This window comes from Paenibacillus sp. J22R98, from assembly GCF_059383835.1.
Window position 1 is genome coordinate 655,558 of sequence record NZ_JBXENW010000003.1, and the last position, 19,535, is coordinate 675,092.

General features: G+C 49.1%; 15 protein-coding genes. 12 read left to right on the forward strand and 3 right to left on the reverse strand.

Annotated elements, in window-relative coordinates:
- Positions 1–16 precede the first annotated feature (16 nt).
- The 3 genes from AC50Y3_RS13270 to AC50Y3_RS13280 all read left to right on the forward strand — a co-directional run bounded on the left by AC50Y3_RS13270 (position 17) and on the right by AC50Y3_RS13280 (position 4,950).
- A complete protein-coding gene (locus tag AC50Y3_RS13270) occupies positions 17–889 on the forward strand; it encodes a carbohydrate ABC transporter permease (protein ID WP_494819175.1) in 873 nt (290 codons plus the stop codon).
- A gap of 92 nt (positions 890–981) precedes the next feature.
- Complete coding sequence (locus tag AC50Y3_RS13275; RefSeq protein ID WP_494819176.1) at positions 982–2,505, forward strand: ABC transporter substrate-binding protein; 1,524 nt, start codon at positions 982–984, stop codon at positions 2,503–2,505.
- 87 nt (positions 2,506–2,592) lie between these two features.
- The gene (locus tag AC50Y3_RS13280) at positions 2,593–4,950 is read left to right on the forward strand and encodes an alpha-L-rhamnosidase-related protein (RefSeq protein ID WP_494819177.1); all 2,358 of its coding nucleotides are present in this window, start codon (positions 2,593–2,595) and stop codon (positions 4,948–4,950) included.
- Between the two features lie 1,038 nt (positions 4,951–5,988).
- Here the strand turns inward: AC50Y3_RS13280 and AC50Y3_RS13285 are convergent.
- A complete protein-coding gene (locus AC50Y3_RS13285) occupies positions 5,989–7,239 on the reverse strand; it encodes a family 8 glycosyl hydrolase (RefSeq protein WP_494819178.1) in 1,251 nt (416 codons plus the stop codon).
- A gap of 397 nt (positions 7,240–7,636) precedes the next feature.
- On the opposite strand from AC50Y3_RS13285, the gene AC50Y3_RS13290 reads away from it, so the two are divergent.
- From AC50Y3_RS13290 to AC50Y3_RS13310, 5 genes are all read left to right on the forward strand, one after another.
- The gene (locus AC50Y3_RS13290; RefSeq protein WP_494819179.1) at positions 7,637–9,448 is read left to right on the forward strand and encodes a cache domain-containing sensor histidine kinase; all 1,812 of its coding nucleotides are present in this window, start codon (positions 7,637–7,639) and stop codon (positions 9,446–9,448) included.
- A complete protein-coding gene (locus tag AC50Y3_RS13295; RefSeq protein ID WP_494819180.1) occupies positions 9,423–10,493 on the forward strand; it encodes a helix-turn-helix domain-containing protein in 1,071 nt (356 codons plus the stop codon). The genes AC50Y3_RS13290 and AC50Y3_RS13295 overlap by 26 nt, the downstream gene beginning before the upstream one ends.
- Before the next feature lie 154 nt (positions 10,494–10,647).
- Positions 10,648–11,991, forward strand: a complete 1,344-nt coding sequence (locus AC50Y3_RS13300) for an ABC transporter substrate-binding protein (protein WP_494819181.1) — start codon at positions 10,648–10,650, stop codon at positions 11,989–11,991.
- Positions 11,992–12,090: 99 nt separating this feature from the next.
- Positions 12,091–12,975 carry a carbohydrate ABC transporter permease gene (locus AC50Y3_RS13305; protein ID WP_494819182.1) on the forward strand — a complete coding sequence of 295 codons (885 nt, stop codon included), beginning with the start codon at positions 12,091–12,093 and terminating at the stop codon, positions 12,973–12,975.
- On the forward strand, positions 12,972–13,796 hold the full coding sequence (locus tag AC50Y3_RS13310) for a carbohydrate ABC transporter permease (RefSeq protein WP_494819183.1): 825 nt from the start codon (positions 12,972–12,974) through the stop codon (positions 13,794–13,796). Before AC50Y3_RS13305 ends, AC50Y3_RS13310 begins: the two co-directional genes overlap by 4 nt.
- A 224-nt stretch (positions 13,797–14,020) precedes the next feature.
- Here AC50Y3_RS13310 and AC50Y3_RS13315 read toward each other — a convergent pair whose 3' ends face one another.
- Together AC50Y3_RS13315 and AC50Y3_RS13320 are read right to left on the reverse strand one after the other, a co-directional pair.
- Positions 14,021–15,718 (reverse strand): NAD-dependent malic enzyme, encoded by a 1,698-nt coding sequence (locus AC50Y3_RS13315; RefSeq protein ID WP_494819184.1) that lies wholly within the window; start codon positions 15,716–15,718, stop codon positions 14,021–14,023.
- Positions 15,719–15,942: 224 nt separating this feature from the next.
- A complete protein-coding gene (locus AC50Y3_RS13320) occupies positions 15,943–16,548 on the reverse strand; it encodes a TetR/AcrR family transcriptional regulator (RefSeq protein WP_494819185.1) in 606 nt (201 codons plus the stop codon).
- A 299-nt stretch (positions 16,549–16,847) separates the two neighbouring features.
- On the opposite strand from AC50Y3_RS13320, the gene AC50Y3_RS13325 reads away from it, so the two are divergent.
- The 4 genes from AC50Y3_RS13325 (at position 16,848) to AC50Y3_RS13340 (ending at position 19,446) form a co-directional block, all read left to right on the forward strand.
- Complete coding sequence (locus AC50Y3_RS13325; protein WP_494819186.1) at positions 16,848–16,994, forward strand: hypothetical protein; 147 nt, start codon at positions 16,848–16,850, stop codon at positions 16,992–16,994.
- A 104-nt stretch (positions 16,995–17,098) separates the two neighbouring features.
- Positions 17,099–17,296, forward strand: coding sequence for a hypothetical protein (locus AC50Y3_RS13330; RefSeq protein ID WP_494819187.1), 198 nt, complete (start codon positions 17,099–17,101; stop codon positions 17,294–17,296).
- A 225-nt stretch (positions 17,297–17,521) separates the two neighbouring features.
- Positions 17,522–17,998: a glutathione peroxidase gene (locus tag AC50Y3_RS13335; RefSeq protein ID WP_494819188.1), complete on the forward strand. Its 477-nt coding sequence runs from the start codon at positions 17,522–17,524 to the stop codon at positions 17,996–17,998.
- A gap of 416 nt (positions 17,999–18,414) precedes the next feature.
- Positions 18,415–19,446 carry a LacI family DNA-binding transcriptional regulator gene (locus AC50Y3_RS13340; protein ID WP_494819189.1) on the forward strand — a complete coding sequence of 344 codons (1,032 nt, stop codon included), beginning with the start codon at positions 18,415–18,417 and terminating at the stop codon, positions 19,444–19,446.
- Positions 19,447–19,535: the final 89 nt, after the last annotated feature.

Consider the following 19,535-nt stretch of genomic DNA (forward strand, 5'->3'; position numbering starts at 1 on the left):
GGAAAGGAGGAGTCTGATGATTCAGCGATCACTAACTGAAAAAGTCATGCAGTTCTTGATTCACCTTATTCTACTTGCATTTGCCCTCTCATGTGTATATCCGTTTATTCTGACCTTCATGGCTTCGATAAGCAGCGAAAAGAGCATTTTGGACTATGGTTATCAGCTCATTCCCAAAGAGTTTTCCTTACTGGCTTATGATTTGGTATTTAAAGATCGATTTATTTATTCCGGTTATGCCGTATCGATATTAGTTACGGTGGCAGGAACGGCGATGTCACTGCTCATTTGCGGCATGGCCGGTTATGCCATGTCGATCAAGCGCGTCAAATATCGAAACGCCGTCGCCGTCTATTTTTACCTTACCATGGTATTTGGTGCGGGCTTGTTGCCTTGGTACTTGGTATGTACGCAGTTTTTGCATTTGCAGAATACGATTATGGCGTTAATTCTCCCGGGGTTGGTATCGCCATTCAACGTATTCTTAATGCGCAACTATTTTGCATCGATTCCGTCCGAACTAATCGAATCGGCGGAGATTGACGGCTGCGGAGTCATGAGAACATTTGTCCAGATTATCATCCCATTGTCCCTGCCGATTATGGCCACCATTACCTTGTTCATTGGTTTGGCCTATTGGAACGATTGGGCAAGCGCGCTATGGTTTATCGATAATCCTGATTTGTATCCGCTTCAATACATGCTGTACCGGATTGAATCCCTGATGAGTTTCGTGAAGCAGTATGGCAGCATGGGCGACATGACAATGCCGACAGAGACTTTTCAGCTTGCCACCTTGTTCGTCACCATCGGCCCGATCATTTTTCTCTATCCGTTTATTCAGCGCTATTTTGTCAAAGGGATCATGATTGGTGCAGTCAAAGGTTAACGTTAGACCTGGTTTCAAAAGTTTTAATCCGAAACACCAGCGGAAAAAACTTTTCAAACATATAGCTGTCGAAAATAAAGGGAGGAATTGAAATGGTAAGATTCAAAAAGACGGTTTTCTCCATGTCAGCTGCTCTGATAGCAGTGGCTATGATCGCAGGCTGCAGCAATTCAGGAGGGAAGAACGAAGACGGCAACGCCGCAAGCAACAGTTCAAGCTCAAGTACCGACAACAGCGCAAGCAAAGAAGTCGTAAAACTGACGGCCGCTTTCCCAGGCCAAGAATCGCCAGGGCAAAAAAGCGCATTACTTGCGATTAATGAAAAGCTGAAAGCGGACGGACTGAATATCGAAGTCGACATTAAATATCTTGATGACTACTGGCAGAAGCTGGCTCTCAATATTGCTGGCGGAACAACTTATGATTTGGCATGGGCGCACAGCTCTACGCTGTCGGATTTGACAGCCAAGAAGGTATATCAGCCTATTGATGACGCGCTGAAGGAGTACGGTTCCGATCTGGTGGCAAGTACGCCTAATTATGTGTTGAAAGGCGGCCAAATTCAAGGCAAGCAGTATGCGCTTCCGAGAGCGATTCCGATGACTGGGTTTAATAATGTCTATAATATTCGCGGTGACCTTCGCGAAAAGTATGGCGTCCCGAAAATTACGACAATTGAGGGCCTGGAAGCTTACTTCGACGCGATCGCCAAAAACGAGCCAAATATGGTTCCGTTCGGCGGCTATAATTTTCAGGAGTTGCTCCCGGTGTATGCCAACTACTATTTCCCGATCGGAGATGGCGGCGCATATCCGGTATATATTGATCCTGCCGACAGTTCTTATACGGTAAAATCATTCCTGGATTCCGACGCATTTGCTCAAGTGATTGCGAAAAAGAAAGAATGGAAAGACAAAGGATGGCTTAGCTCCGACACGAAATTGGATATTGAAGGCGGATTTGACAATGGTAAGGTTGCCGCTTTGGCTGCCAATATTTTTAGAGCATCCGAAAGAATCGACACAGTTACGAAAAACGTTTCGGGGGGCAAAGTGGAAACCGTTTATCTAGAGCCTCAGAAACGTTACATTTTCTCTGCCGGAGACAATATGTTGGCCGTTCCAAGCACAAGCAAGCACGTAAATGAGGCCGTGGCATTGATTAACTGGATCAAAAAAGACCAAGCGAACTACGATCTTTGGTCATATGGGGTGGAAGGCGTAAACTATAAGCTAGCCGACGGCGCCGTTGATGTCAGCGGCATCGCCGAGAAAGATCAGTACAATATGAACGTATGGATGTGGAACGACCTGCGTCTCGCTCGGTTCTCTACCAACTATCCGAAAGAAGATATTGAAGCATTGAAGAAATGGGATAGCAGCTCTGAGGTCACGCCTTTCGTCGGCTTTACCTTGGATCAGAGCAAGATTAAATCCCAGATCAGTAACATCCAGGCCATCATGGGTGAATACATTACGAATCTGGGCTTAAGCGTAACGGACTATAACAAAGTAAAAGATGAAATGATGAGCAAGCTCCAGGACGCAGGTTTGCAAGACGTTATCGATGAAACGCAAAAACAAATTAACGCTTATGTGGAAGCACAGAAAAAATAAAATTGAATGCAGCGGAATTGCTAGGGGCGGGCGGCAGGGCATGCGTCCGCCTTTCTCATTTCCGTTACCAAAGGAGGAGACAAGTCTATGAACAGGCAAGAGGTGGCTACATCACTGAGTGCGGGGCCAATATTGGAGGTTTATCACGAGTCGCGAGAAACAAGCGGATTATCCTGGAAGGATCTCTATATTACACCTGGTAACCGGACCTATATGATCGGAAGTCAAAACGGCGGGTTTCCGGACTTTGGCCATCACGTTAAGCTTGAAATGGGCGGCCTGTGGCTGCATCCCATTAAGCTGCTCGACGGCTTCTGGCTTCGTGTTGCCAATAGCGGTTCGGAAGATGCCATTGACGGAAAGTGGCTAACGGAATCGGACTCTTTTCACAATTATCCATTTCATAACGCACACCGTTACTCTCTGCGTTCGCTTCAGCTTGAAGTAGAGCGCAGCCAGTTCTGCCCGGATGATGCCGAGGGCTTCGTTATTTCCTATAAACTGCTGGATACGAGCGGCAAGCCAAGAAGCCTCCGCCTCGACTTCCTTGCAAGAACGGATTTGAGCCCAGTGTGGTTCTCGGAAGGCAAGGGAGTTGAGGACAGCTTTGACGAAGGGCGTATCGATCGGGAGAAGGGGCTCTTCCTTGCTAAAGATGCCGGCCAGCCATGGCACGTAGTCGTCGGTGCAGATCGCGCGTGCTGCAAAGGAGAAGTCGGTCGCGAGTTATTCGGCCCTCACTGGACCGCAGGCAAAGGAATCAGCGGGGAACTGACCTACGATGAGATTGCTGTTCCGGCTGGCGGTGAGACGGTCATTCGTTTCTTCATCGCAGGTTCCTATTCATCCGAAGAATCGGCCCTGCTTACCTATATGAAGCTGGCATCCAACTATTATGAGCTGTGGGCTAACAAGCGCGCACGATATGAAGAGATTGCAGCGCAAACGGTCATTTCTATCCCTGATCAACACTTGCAGAAGGTGTTTAACTGGGTGAAGTTTCATAACGACTGGTTCGTGCGCGATGTCCCGGAGATTGGCCGCGGAATGGGGGCTGGACATCCGGAATACCCGTGGTGGTTCGGCTGCGACAACAGCTACACGCTGCTGGGAATTCTGCCGCTTGGCGGACTCGACATGGCGCAGGAGACGCTAGAGTTGATCCGGCGGATCTCTGAAGAAACGAATGGAAACGGACGGATTATTCACGAGCTCTCCACAAGCGGACTTGTCGCGAATTCGGGCAATACGCAGGAAACAGCGCATTTTATAAAATGCGTATGGGATGTGTTCGGGTGGACCGGCGACATTCAATTCCTCCAGAGCATGTATCCGAGCGTCAAGAAAGGTCTGTCATGGCTGTTAGGGGAGATGGATCCGGATAACGATTTGCTGCCCGAAGGCTATGGTATTATCGAGATTGAAGGGCTAAACGTAGAGTTGATCGATTCCGCCGTATATACATGGTCCGCATTGCGCGCAGGTACGCATATTGCCTTGCTGCTTGGAGAGCAGGAGCAGGCGGTTGAATATAGATCGTTAGCTGAGCGCCTTGGCGATACTATCAATCAGAAGCTGTGGTTGGAGAAAGAGGGGCTCTACGCCGATGCGATGGCATCGGTCAGCAAGGTCATGAGCCGCATTGATATCTATATCGAGCGCGCCCGCAGCATGGGAGCGGAACGCGCCGTGACCAGCATGCAGGCGATGAAGGAAGAGATGCAGGAGCTGGATCCGGCGAGCGAGCAGCCGTGGCTGTTCAAGAACTGGGTCATCAACACGCCGATGGAGACGGGACTCGCTCCTCGCGAAAAGGCAATTCAGGCGCTGGACCGTATGGGTTCGGACGAATTCACAGGACCTTGGGGCACCTACTTATCCGGCCTGTATCAGGATCAAATGATGACAATCTCGACTGGCGTACAGGCTGTAGCAGAAGCGCAGTATGATCGGATGGATGAGTCGCTTCGCTATGTCCGCTTGATTGCTTCAACGTTCAACAAGCGGCTTCCGGGCTCGATCTCGGAAATGTCTCCGGATTACGGATGCTTTGTTCAAGCTTGGACGGTATACGGCATCGCATGGCCGATGCTGACCGGCATGTTCGGCATTCAGCCTGAGGCATACCGTCGTACGCTTAAGCTGCGTCCGCGCTTGCCGAAAGAGTGGAATGAGATAAGCGTGAAGAACGTGAATTTGGGACTTGGCAAGCTACACAACGTGCTCGACTGGGCGATTAGCCATACGGAATCCGTTCAAACTTACTCATTCGAACTCAAGCAAGCGGGATGGTCGGTTGAGTTGGATGTACCTGTTGCCGTGGATGAAGCTGTAATGCTTGACGAAACTCCGGTTGAGCCGGCGACAACGGCGGACGGCGGCTCAGCGATTCGAATTGAAACTGCCGGCAAGCATGTAATTGTCGTGAAGAAGCGAAATGTATAAAAGTTAACTTTTGTTTGTGGACATGATGCTTATAAAAATATATAAAGAGATATTTTTATGGAGGTAAAAACAGAAGAGATTGATGAGAAAGTAGTGCAAGAACTGATGTTAAAGTTATTTATCGCATCTAGTAAGGTAAGTTACTCTACTAGTATTGATAAAAAAACTAAGACTGCTTAAATTAATTTTGATGATGGGCAAAATGGGCCAAGCATGTTCGTACTTGATGCTGTAGATTACGGCGAAAGTACAATGAATTTATACCGTAGATTGTAATAACGAAGCCAAGCAGTAACTGATAATTTGCAGATTAATTTATTCAAGGGTTAGAAATTAAGCAGAATTATTAATTGTAATATTTGAACCTATTTAAATAACTAATTAATATGTTTGTTTGAGTAGACTAAAGTTATATTTGTGAATTTATAAGCATGCAATAATAATATTGGTTTAAAGTATTTTGATTTGTCATCAAACCCGATCAGCCAATGCTGATCGGGTTTTTATTGTTTAATTATTGCTTTAAGAAAACCCCTTATACTCCTTGGTCGTATTTCCGGATCTCACTCATGAATGAATTAATATACATAACATGCATACGAGGGCAGAGAGCTTTCATTTTTTATCTAAAGAATTCGGGAATATCCATTTAGTTACGAACTTCATAAATTATGTTTCTAATGATTTATGGAATAAGAGTGCACTATAAGTGCGGGTTTGCTGTACTTATTCTCTAAGGATTTATGGAAAATGACAAAACAAAACAACGAAACAAACACAACACACACACTTAAAGAATGGATACAAATTTTCGAGCCACGTGCGCACCGCAAAGTGAAAATAAGAAAGCGCCGGGAAATGGGATTCCGTCGCCTTTTTTAGTTATGAATGTGAAAAGCAGAATAGCAAGGAGAGTAACTAACGTGGCACGGGTAACAAGCGGACCAAACATAACGTTTGCAGATCCTGACGGTAACATATGAATAGTGTGGCAATCATCAAAGTGCCAGTGGATGCGGAGCCTGTAAAAGCTGTTTTTTAATGTACTGGCGACCACCAATTACCGGACGCGACTAACATGCAAAGTGTCCTGATCGTATTGCCGTAATAATCGTTGTCATCGAAGCTGGCATTTACCATATGCGTCCAAAGCTTATTAAGCCACTCCTGATTACCGGCATGGATCATTGCGCTTACGGCAAAAGGAGACACGAAGGCCAGATGATTATTGAATTCTGTCCGCAAATCATTGCCATTCAAATAATAGCCTGCGCGAATTTTTCCAGGATCGCTACCGGTTTTGCTTTTGATCCAATTGTTCAGCTGCGAGAATTGAGCAAAGGCTCTTCTATCTCCCGTCAACAAATAATCCAAAGGGATGCGCCAAGTTGTCCTGCAAGCGTTCATATAGTAATCACCGTCATAAGGCCCTTCCAAAAAATTAGGAGGAGCGGGTGCAAAGTCGCCGTTATGTTTTACGGCAAAATCTGGCAATAAGCCTGTTTTAGGACTAAAATCATTAAATAGCCGCCTCGTTATAGAGTACGTTTTATCCACGACCCAGCCCCACTTGGCATTATCCGTTGCGATCTGAAACGCTTTCAGATGCTCGATCATAAAGTCGGAGGGGCGTGTTCCTCCGTTATATTTGGGGGTATCCGGTTTTACCCAGTCCCCCAGCTTTAAAAACCATCTCCGCTGGTTTACGTCATCATTCAAGATGGCAGCAATCATTTTTTTGGCTTCGTTTAAATATTTGATCGATCCCCGGTTTCCCCACTGGTTATAAGCCAATAAAAGGGAAAAAGCAATGTCCATATCGCCGTCAGTGGCGGAATCACTGCCTTCTGCATCTACGATGTTTCCACTGGCGTCTTTAACCTGCTTCCAAGCCATTAACAGGGGATTATTGGAGCTAGGATGTGCTTTGTAAAATCGGAAAAGGCCATCGAAATACTCCCGGGCATTTGGATCATAGCCGGCCAGATAAGCGGTCAGAAGCATTCCGTGCCCATGGCTTTCCGACGTGGATGCGGAGTTGTTCGGTTCGGCCTGCCCTTCTAGGTTAAAATAAACGTAATATTGATCGTTCACTGCCGGATCTTGATTAAGATACTTAGATTTCCAAATGTCATAAAAGTCTTTTACGCTCTGATCTAACTGTGCTTGGTTGACGTGGTTTGGTCTAATCGTCCTCGCTTTATATCTAGAATGCTGAGGGAAAGCTCTTTTGACTTTTGAAGCACGAGATTCGAAAATAAAGAACCTTTTCCAATTGGCCGCTTTCATACGAATCCCCCTCTGAATCCGAATATCATGACATATTATTAGGCCCTTAAGCAAATAAGAACGGGATGGTCAACGTTTATATCGAATTAAAGGACGGACGTACCGCTGAAGCCTTAGGCGGCAACAATCGTGAGTAGTTGCGGATATCATTCTGTAATGTATACTCTCGGACATCTCGATACACCGGTGCACCTGGATACGTATAGTCCCATCCACTGCAAGGGCTTTAGTTCTATATCAAGAAACTTTTAACGCAAAGCGAAATGGCATGCTTATCGGCACGCCATTTCTTTGTTAATTCCAGAAACAATTCCGTGATTATGAATGCGTTGACAACCTAGCCCGGTAGACGTCAAACTGACTATGGATGCTATCATGCGTACAAGAGGGGATGCCATTGTTCAAGTGGGCCAGGAATGCTTTGCGAAGAATTATCAGCCCGTTCCAAATCAGCCTGCGGTACAAGCTGATGCTGCTCATGGTGCTGATCGCGGTGTTGCCGCTGTCGCTAGTTACGCTGTTTGCGACGAAGACGACGAAGCATTCGCTCGCTTCGGAGGTCATCCGGTCGAACGAATCCAGGATGGAATGGGCGGCCAAATATTTCGACGAGAAATTCGATCAATTGCAGGCGGTGTCTTATTCGCTTCTTCTGGATAGCACGCTGTTTCCGAACGCGAACGGCGGAGCAATTCAGAGTGTAGGCACACCGTCGTTCGTGAACCAATATACAATCGACAAGCTAAAGTCATTATATAGCGCCAACAACAAGAATATCGCGCAGGTCGCGCTGTATCTGAAATCCCAAAATCGCCTCTATGTCGTCGACAAGGATGCGGGGATCTCGACCGATAAGCTGAAGACGCCGCAGGTGGACTGGGGGGCTATCGGACGCTCCCACGAGAGCTTGAATTTGCTGCTGAACAACGGGCAGAACACCTTCTCCATCGTGCGGAGCATGAACCGGTTCCCAGACCGGGAGGTGCTCGGGGGCGTTAGGCTCGAGGTACGGTGGAAAATGATGAACAGCGTGCTCGACATGGTACGCTCGGAGTCGAACAGCGAGGTGTTCGTAGTGGATGCGGACGGCAACGTAATGTACAATCCGTATTCCGAGCGGATCACAATTGATTCGGCGACGATGAAGGCAATACTGGCCGAACCGGATGGACAAGGCTATACGGAATCGAAGCGGGGCTTCCTATTCTATCAGCCGAGCGTGTCGGGCCAAGTCTGGGTCGTGAAATTTATTCCGATTGCATACGTGACCAAGGGAGCGTCCTCGACGCTGAATTTCAGTCTGATCACGGCGCTGGCGTTCGCGATCGTGGCAATTGTCGCTTCAGTGCTCATCGCGTACATTACGACGCGTCCAATCATCCGTCTGACGCAGTCGATGAAGGCGGTCGAAATCCAGAACTTCGAGGTGGACCTCCGGGAGCCGAGAAGCGATGAGATTGGCACACTGGAGCGCCGGTTCAACTCCATGCTCAGCCGGATAAAGGAGTTGATCCAAACGGAGTACAAGGCTACGATTGAGAAACGGACAGCCCAGGTGAAGGCGATGCAGGCGCAGATCAATCCTCATTTTCTGCATAACGCGCTTCAGGCGATCGGAGGCATCGCGCTGTCCCGGAATGTGCCGGAGATCAATGACCATGTTCGCGCGATTAGTGATCTGTTCCGCTATACGATCCGAATGAAATCCGACCTGGTCACGATCGCGGATGAGCTGGAGCATGCCCGGAACTACCTGCAAATTCAGAAGCTGCGCTTCCAAAGCATGATTGAGGTTCGAATCGACGCGGACGAGGAATGTCTTGGCTGCAAAATTCCGAAGTTCTCGCTTCAGCCGATCGTAGAGAACTGCTTCTTTCACGGCCTGGAGGGGAAAATGGATACTTGGACGATATCCATTCGGATGGAGCGGGTGCTGGATGAGATAGAAATCGACATCGCCGACAACGGCACGGGCATCGAAGAAGCGCGTCTGGCCGAGATTCGCCGTCGGCTTAGCGAGCCCGCGGACGGGCAGGAGAACGGAGAGGGCCTCGGCATGAGCAACGTCAACGCGCGAATCAAGCTGCTGTTCGGCGACGAATACGGGCTGTTCATCTCAAGTGAGTTGAATGCGGGAACGACGGTGAAGCTGCTCATTCCCGCGCAAGAAGAGGGGGGACGACATGAAAGCGGTTATCATCGACGATGAATTCTGGACGCGCGATAGCATCAAGCGGCTCGCGGATTGGGAGCGCTTCGGGATCGAACAGGTCGAAGAAGCGGAAGAAGGATTAAGCGGACTGCGGATCATCGACGAGATTCATCCGGACATCGTCATCACAGACATGCGCATGCGCGGAATGGACGGTGCGGAGTTGCTGAAGAAGCTGACGGAGGATTATCCCTTCATCCGGAAAATCGTTATCAGCGGCTTCGACGATTTCGCGTACACGAAGCAAGCTATCCTCTCCAAGGTGGATGAATATATTCTGAAGCCCGTGCAGGCGGATGAGTTGAACCGAGCGCTGGAGAAGGCTGCGTCAGAGCTGCGGATCGTGCGGGGACTTCATGCCGCGCAGCCCATGGACAAGGACGTCATGAGCGTGGTGACCGAATATAAGGAGCAGATATCGCGGCAGTTTCAGGAGCTTCTGGCCGAGGCCGTCCGCGAGTCGTTCGACGCGCTCGAAACACTGCTGCGATCGCAGGCGAACACCGCACCGGGGCTGCATCATTTACTGTATAAGCATTTCATGCTGCTGCTGGACGAACTGATGGCGAAAGCCGACATCGATTCCGCCACGGCGCTTCCGAAGAAGGCAGCATCGTTCTACGTGACCGACTTCACGCCGCTCGAGCAGTGGATCGACATGCTCCGCTCCTCATACGGAGCGGTGTTGGAGCAGACGATTCAACTGCGCCGAAGCAAGCAGCGCATCGATATCGAGCATATCCGCCAGTTTATCAACCGTTCGTTCGCGGAGCCGATTACGCTGGAGTCGATCGCGGGCCTCTACTTCGTCAGTAAGGAGCATCTGTCGCGGACATTCAAACAGGCAACGGGCTCGACGGTCATGGACTACATCGTTACGAAGCGGGTAGAAGAGGCAAACCGGCTGCTGCAGTCCTCCGTATCGATCAAAAGCGCGGCAGAAGCCGTCGGGTATTCCGACCTGACCTATTTCCACCGCATTTTCAAGAAAGTTACGGGCATCACGCCCGCGCAGGCGAGAAAGGAATCGGCGGAGCAGTGACTTCGAATGGGCTGGCCAGGTTGAACTACGCGTCGGTCAAAATGCCTAATATCAATATCGTCCATAAAAACACGCAAATGCGGTCCAATGCCAAGGGTGCTGCCTCCCGTTATACTCATGACGTAAGGTTATCAAAACTTAGGGAGGTCTTGAAATGAAGAAAACGATCTTAATCTTGACAGCGGTTACAATGCTGGGGCTAACAGCTGCCTGCTCCGGAGGAGGAAACGCGAATAACGGAGGCGCCGAAAATACGCAAGGAAGCGGAGCGAACGATGCGCCTGCAAATACGGCGGCCGATAACAAACCTTCGGCAGCGCCGAAGAAAGTCGAGCTGAAGATCTTCCTGGGCGGCCTAGATCGTTTCCGCGAGCAGTTCGACGGTTACTTCGAGAAATTCGCGGAGAAAGAGAAAGCCGAGAAAAACATTGAAGTCACGTTCAACTCTGAATATCCGGGCGCGGACAACGCCGCGCAGATCCTGAAAACCCGTCTCGCCACTGGCGACGTGCCCGATGTATTCAGCCTGCATGCCGGTAATGATATACCTACGTTCTACAAGGCCGGCTACCTGACAGACTTGTCCGACCAGCCGCTCGCGGGCAAGCTGATCGACGGCATAAAGGACCTCGTCTCCATCGACGGCAAAGTCGTTGCGGTACCTATGGAAAGCTTGTCCTGGGGCTACCTGTACAACAAGAAGATCTTTGGCGATCTCGGTATCACGCCGCCTAATACGCTGACCGAAATGAAAGCGGTGGTGCAGAAGCTGAAGGACAACAAGGTGACGCCGTTCCTGCTCAGCTACAAGGAAAGCTGGATTCCGCAATTGTTCCTGCCGCTGACGGTAGGCGGCCTCGTCAACAGCAGCCACCCGGACTTCTTGGATAAAATGAACAATGACCAAGGCAGTTTCACAGACATTAAGGAAATATTTGATATTATCGATCTTGTCAACGCGAACGGCACGGACCGCGCGTTCGAGAAAGGCAATGACGACGGCGCGGCCGACTTCGCGAACGGCAAAGCGGCGATGTGGGTGCAAGGCACCTGGGACGCGGACAGCATCTTGAAAATGAACGACAAGGCGGATTTCGGCGTCGCGCCGCTGCCGATCAACGACGACCCGGCTTCGCTGCGCATCAACGTATCGGTGTCTACGGCCCTGTCCGTGCCGCCGAACAGCAAAAACAAGGAAGTCGCGATCGACCTGCTCAATTTTATCCTCGACGACCAAGCGTCTAACGACCTGTACCAAAGCCTGAAATTTAACCCTGTTTCCAAGAACCATACCTTCAAGCCTTACCCTTGGGTAGAAGACGCCGCCGTTTACGTGAACAAAGGCCAATCCTACAGGGACCCTGCGATTCCATCCGCGGTTAAAGACGAGTCGGGCAAAGCGCTGCAATCCTACTTCGACAAGAAGCTGTCCAAAGAAGACGTCATCAAGCAATTGGACAAGGCATGGAAGGAAGCCAACGCGGCAGCCGCCAAGTAACCCGGATCCGGATCAAAACGAGCGTATCCTGTTTCCGCAAGGCTCCTTTTGGGTGCAAGCGGGAGCGGGATATGTCTTCCCTAAGGAGTGAACGCAATCATGACGAGCCGACGCTACAAAGCGACCTTTTCGCTCGTATTGTTCGTGCTGCCCGCCTTCGTGCTTTATCTGCTTTTTCTGGTCGTACCGATGTTCCAAGGTTCGTACTACAGCTTAACGGATTGGAACGGACTGAATATGACCTACAACTTCGTCGGCATTCATAATTTCGTCGAGGCGCTGCGGGACGACCGCTACTTCCGTTCGGCAATCTGGTTTACTGCCAAGTACGTGATCTTCTCGGTCGTCTTCCAGAACGTGCTCGCCCTGCTGCTGGCGATGCTCATCGAATCCCGTACGCGGGCCAAAGGGCTGTTCCGGACGATCTTCTTCATGCCGAACATGCTCAGCGTCATCATCAGTACGTTTATGTGGGTATTCGTCTTCTCGAAGGTTATTCCGGCCCTATCCGAGTACGCCGTGTTCGAGTTCCTCAATCTGTCTTGGCTCGGCGATCCCCAGGTGTCGTTCTGGTCGATACTGCTCGTGTCTTTATGGGGCGGGGTCGGCACGCTGATGCTGATTTACATGTCGGCAATCCAGGGAATTCCATCACACTTGAAGGAAGCGGCGATCATCGACGGGGCAACACCTTTCCAGATGCTACGGTACATCACGTTGCCGCTGATCGCCCACGCGCTGACTATCTGCATCTTTCTGACCTTGAATAGCTCGTTCAAGGTGTACGATCTTGTCTATGCCTTGACCGGCGGAGGTCCGGGGCGGGGCACGCAGGTCATCACGATGAACATTCTCGAGGAAGCGTACCAAGGCAACAACCGGTATGGCTATGCCAGCGCCAAGGCGATCATCCTGTTTCTGATCATTCTCGTCATCACCATGATCCAAGTATCGATGATGAAGAAGCGAGAGGTGGAAGCATGAGCAGACGCGTTTATACCGTTGCGGCCTGGGTCGTGCTCGCCGTGCTGGCGGTCTACTTCCTCTTTCCGATATACATGGCCATCGTCAATTCCTTCAAGACGGAGGGAGAGGTATACAACTCCGTGCTGGGCTTGCCGTCTACTTTGAAATTCAATAATTACACCGAAGCATTCAAGAAAGCGAACATGCTCCGAAGCGGATGGAATACCGTCATCGTGACCGTAACGGGCATTGTCGGCATCGTTGTATGTAGCTCCCTGGCTGGCTATAAGCTTTCCCGCACGCGAAGCCGGCTGAGCAGCTGGATCTTCATGATGTTCGTCGCGTCCATGCTCATTCCGTTTCAGACGATCATGATTACGTTAACTCGAATGGCCCGCGATCTTGGATTACAGGGCTCGCCTTTCGGACTCGGGGTCGTCTGCGCGGGGCTCGGCGTTAATATGGCGATTTTCCTCTATCACGGTTTCGTCAAGGGCATCCCCCGGGAGCTGGACGAATCCGCGAGCATGGACGGCTGCGGCGAGTGGAGAGGGTTCTTCCTGATCATTTTCCCGTTGCTCGTGCCCATCACTTTCACAATAGTTGTGCTGAATCTGCTCTGGCTGTGGAACGACTTCCTGCTGCCGGTGCTGCTCTTGAACGATTACCGCCAATACACGCTCGTTCTAACGATTAACATGTTCTTCGGCAAATACAGCCGGGACTGGGCGCTCATTCTTGCATCGCTGATTCTCTCGTCGATTCCGATCGTCCTGATCTTCGCTTTCTTCCAGCGTTGGATTATTCAAGGCATTACGGAAGGGGCAGTCAAAGGGTAACGCCGCATGGAGCAGGCAGGATCTATGATCGTACTGTTGATAACTAATCATTAATTAGTAGTGCAACATATTGAGAAAGACCATCAGGGTACTTGATACTTGATGGTCTTTCTCATTAATGCTGTTTGGCTGCCCTATCAGCAACCGCTGATTCTCGTGACTCCTCAGAGGAAAAATAGATGAAATAAATGCATTGACTCATCTACCGAACAGTCGGGAGCGAATCATATCCGCATAATTCGGGCATAGGTTGGCTGCCACATTGATTCAAATACGGCTTGTTCAATATTATCGAGTTGTGCTTTTGCAACTCCTTCAAGTAAAGCTGCCTTAACAACTTCAACCGCAACGGCTTCGGAAATTTGCCGCAGATCATTAACATTAGGAAGCAACGATGCTCCGGGCACATTCATGGTTACCATTTCCGCCACAGCTTTTGCAGCAGCAACCAACATGCTGTCGGTCACTCTCTCTGCTCTCGACACAATCGTACCAAGTCCAATTCCAGGGAAAACAAAAGCGTTATTTGCTTGTCCAATGCTGTACGTAATCCCTTTATAAGTCACGGGTTCAAATGGACTGCCTGTAGCAAACAAAGCGTTCCCGTCCGTCCATTCAATGAGATCGGATGGCTTCGCTTCGGACTTGGCATTAGGATTGGAGAGTGGCAAAATGATGGGGTGGGTTACATGAGCAGCCATTGCTTTGACAATTTCCTCCGTAAACGCTCCTCCGACTGTAGAGGTCCCAATTAGAATGGTGGGGTGAATTTGCTTTACCACTTCTAGCAGGCTTATTTTTCCCTCGTTATCTTTATTCCATCTCTCGACTTCATTGGATGGGCGAGCAAATGGCTTTTGAAAATCCAGCATGCCTTCAATCGTCTGAAGCAGCAAACCCGGTCGGTCAATTACCCAAAATCGGTTGTTCGCCTCCTCTTGGGATAATCCTCCTCGTACGAATTCATCACGGATTTGTTCAGCAACCCCGATTCCTGCAGTGCCTCCTCCAAATATGACGATCCGATGCTCCAATAAAGGAATGCCCGATGCACGCACAGACGACAACACAACCGCCAGTGAAATCGCACCAGTACCTTGTATGTCGTCATTAAAAGTGCAGATCTGGTTCTTATATCTTTCAAGGATAGGTCTGGCATTGGGCTGGGCAAAGTCTTCCCAATGCAGAAGGGCATTAGGGAACATCTTCTTTGCGGTACGAACATATTGATCGATGAATGCATCATACGATTCACCAGTAATTCGTGGATGACGATTGCCGATATATAGCGGGTCTTTCAACAATTCCTCACGGTTCGTACCCACATCCAGAATAACGGGGATCACTCGGAAAGGGTGGATACCGCCTGCGACCGTATAAACCGTCAGTTTTCCTAACGCAATATCAATCCCGCCTACCCCCCAGTCACCGATACCCAAGATACGTTCACCGTCAGTGGCTACTATGAGGTCAATGTCATCTGCTAGAACACCTAAGTTGACGAAGGCTTCTTCAATACCGTTCGGGTCATCGATGGAAAGATAAACGCCAACGGGACGGCGGTACAGCTGGCTGTACTTCGCAATCGCTTCACCAATGGTCGGCGTATAGATAATGGGCAGCATTTCACTTAAATGATCGGAAATCAGTCGATAATAGAGCACCTCGTTCCTGTCGCGAAGAGCCAATAAATAAACATTTTTCAACACATTGGTGGACTGGTTAGAGTACTGTTGATAAGCCCGTTCAGCTTGCTGTTCAATGGTAAGAACGGTTGGAGGGAGTAACCCTCGTATTCCCAGTTCGCGCCGCACTTCGGAAGTAAATGCTACCCCTTGATTAATTTGAGGGGTTCTCAACACTTCAACGCCTCTACTGGTAGTTTCGATAATTCCCTCGGATTGTACTCTGAAATTACGCATTGATGTTCATTCACTCCTATAGCGTTTTTCGCGTATTCAGTATTTGTTAGTACGATGGGAAAAATGCATAATATGAAGCGGCGTCCATGTTCAATCCAAGTGTCGATGTCAGCAAAAAAACGGTAGTGTCATTTCCAGTGTGGTGTTTTTGAGTTGGGGTACGGGGAAATCCAACCGCCGCAGATTAATAGGGTCAAGAGTGATAGTTAAGTCAGAGATTAAATTTACTCCTCCTCTTTAAGTCCGAAGGTCTGCAACGGACCGAAGGTGCTCATGCGGGTTATCAACAAAGCCATTTCTCGAGAAGAAATCTGCATGCTGTGTTCTAACCAGTGCTGAATGACACCTAAATTCGCAGATGCCAAATAAGCAATAATGTACTCGCGCGGCATTGTATTCTGTTCGGGCTGAATGAGGGACAACTTATTATAGATAAACTTTTCCATAATTCGTCTGATTTGAATGGGATAAGCCGGATCGCCTTTAGGTCCTAAAAGAACTTTGAAAAATACGGCATGCAAGTTAAAGAAATCGAACAATTTCAGGAAAACCGGATAAGGCTCGTTACGTACGGCATGCTTCATGAGTTGAATAGGGTCAATGACATTAAGGATTCCTAGAATCTCATTGAGCATATCCTCTTTACTCAGTTCCAGCAAATCGTATTTATCGCGGTAGTGTAAATAAAATGTACTCCGATGCAAGCCGGCCTGCTGCATCAAATCCCGGATGGTTATAGCTTCTAATCCTTTTTCCTCCAATAAGTCAATCAAGGCATCTCTAAGCAACAGCTTCGTTCTTATTATTCTAGGATCTGTCTTGTCCGGCATGTTCTTCCACCTCTAAGTTAACTAATTTCTAATTTAATGGACTTCTTTATTCCGTGTGTCGGATAATCGACTTTTAAGAGAATCTTGATCATTGAATTTATCCGCCATCTCATTATAATAAACTGTGTGACGACTAATCAACACGAAGTCGATTAATTGAGGGAGATTGTATATGAGATCGGAGATGGCAATCGAATATTGCTGCTCATCGATTCGTTCTTCATGAAATGAAAAAAAAACGGCTAAAGCTTCAAAATCGCGGCCTTCAGCTCCGAAAACGAAAAGAGGAGATGCTGCACATGAGCGAAATGACAAGAAAATGGCTTAATTGGATTGCCATCGTGTTGGCTATTGTTGGTTGTTTCTTTGCTACTTCCTGGATGGGCAGCATAGCCGTTATCCTTGGACTCATTTGCATGGCTACCGGTCAAACGCCTGTGCGGTGAAATGAATGGTTTTACAGAGGGTTGCCATGATGCGACATACCTACCTTGTTTAAATCGTAGCTAACAACTTGAATATACAATCTAATATAATGGAGATGTTGAAGATGAATGAAACCGCAGCAAAATGGCTTGGTTGGATCGGTATTGTATTGGCCGTAATCGGGTTTTTCTATGCACCTTTCTGGTTGGGAGGGATTGCGGTTATCCTAGGGATCGTTTGCTTTGCTAACCCTAAAAAGGGAATCGCGTGGTGGACGACCATTCTAGGTGTGATTGCATTGATCATTCCATTATTTCAATAACGAAATCATCCGTACGTAACAGCCTTTAAGTCTAGGTAGGTATGTGGCATCATGGCGATCCTTGAACTCTTGCGAAGCAAGGGTTCTTTCATTTTGTCAGGGTTTTGTTGTAGCACGGTTTTTAATAATACGAACGGGAAGGATAGTTCGAAACCACCGTTGAACTATAGGGATAAAGTTCCCAGACGCTCAGCGTCAAGAGGGCTACTATAGGAGGCGTTCGCCATGTCCATCTATGACATCGAAGTACGGACAATTCGGGGGGGAAAGCAGAATTTGTCCACTTACAAAGGCCAAGTGATCCTCATCGTCAATACGGCGAGCAAATGCGGCTTTACTCCGCAATATACCGGGTTGCAGCAGCTATATGATCGGTACAGGGATAAGGGATTCGTCGTGCTTGGGTTTCCGAGTAGCCAGTTTGCCAATCAAGAGTATAAAGATGAAGCTGCAATCTCGGAATATTGCCAACTGAATCACGGCGTCACGTTCCCTTTGCATGCCAAAATCGAGGTGAGGGGCAGAGGAATTCACCCGCTATTCGATTATCTTACACACGCTAAGCCAGGAATCCTCGGGACGCGTAGCGTGAAGTGGAACTTCACGAAATTCCTCGTCGACCGGAGAGGGCAGGTCATCCAACGGTATGCCCCGAAGAATACCCCGGAGAAGATTGAGAAGGATATTGTGGCGCTGTTGTAAATCCAAGAATAAAAGGACAGCTTGCGTTGCGCTTTAGGGCGCGTTTATACGAATCAGTAAAAAGTGCCCTGAATGGCTGCCGTCATTCAGGGCTTCTTTTGCGTTTGCGGCAAAAATTACGCATAGCAGCGCCACTTACAGTAACTCAAGCAGATACGAAGGCTGCTGCAGCAATGTGATTTCAGTATGAAAGATAAAATTTCATTAAAGCGGTTTAATGATACTTTATTCCTAATTAATGGGTAATTTTTCTTATATAACTACTGTGAAATGAGACTATAAGAGAAAATTACGGCTTTTACAATAACTAATCATGAAATTGAAACGGAATTTACAAAACCGGTTTAAGCTTGTTATCGGGTCCGGTACCGTTCCCACACCGGATCATCATGGGAGAAAGCGAGGTTCAACAATTCTTGTCAACCATCGACGACGTCGCGAAGGCATCTGGCGTATCCAAGGGCACGGTTTCGAGCGTATTCAGCAAGAAAAGGCCCATCAGCAAAGAAGTTACCGAACGCGTGCTTGCTGCGGCCAAGTCGCTGCACTACAAACCGAATTACTGGGCTAGAAGCCTTGTGAGCCGTTCCAGCCGCATACTCGGATTGAATATTCGGGGCGAATCGCTTGAATTCGGTCAGTTTCATCACTCCTTGCTTAACGGAGTTTTGCGCGTCTGTTACGAGAACGGCTACCGCCTTCTGGTCAATGCCCTGTCGCCTGCTTATCTCAGTCAAGTCGAGAACATTTCCTCGGACCCGGTGGATGGCGAAATCCTATTAGACCCCATCGCATCGGACGGCAGGATTGAGGATCGGCTTCAGAGCGGCATGCCCATCGTCATTATCGGCCGCCCGCCGGAGCCTTATGAAGCGCAGGTCAGCTACGTCGATAACGATAATGTCGGGATGGCTGCTCAAGTCACCCGCTACTTAATCGCACTGGGGCATACGGAAATTCTGTTTCTGAACGCGCCGATCTCGAGAACCGTGTCGGGAGACCGCGGAGAAGGATTTAGGAGCGCGTTCAAGCAAGCGGGCTTGCAGCCGAAGCCCGATCTGCTGCTGCACAAGCCGCTGAAAGGCGAGTCGGCGCATGCTTTCGGCTACGAGTCGGCGCTCGCCAAGCTGACGGCTTCGCCGGACATTACGGCGGTCATCGCCGATACGGATATGATGGCGCTCGGCGTCTACAAGGCGGCGGAGCAGTTGGGGCTGCGCATTCCAGAGCAGCTGTCGGTCTTCGCGTTCAGCGACGACACTGTGCTCTCGCCGGAGTTCTCTCCGCCGCTTACCGGCGTTCGGCTCCATGCCGATCGGTTAGGCGTCGAAGCGCTGAAGCTGCTGCTCGAACAGCTAAACGCGGATCAGAAAAGCGCCAAACGCGTGCTTGTCCCGACGGAGCTCGTTATTCGCGGCTCCTGTGCGGCTCCGGGCGCGCGCGGCTAATCAGGCAGCCGTTCCTTTCTATATCTCTTTAATTAATCTTTCGTGCAGGTTGACAGTCGTTTAGTCGCTCCGATCCGAATGCCAAATCA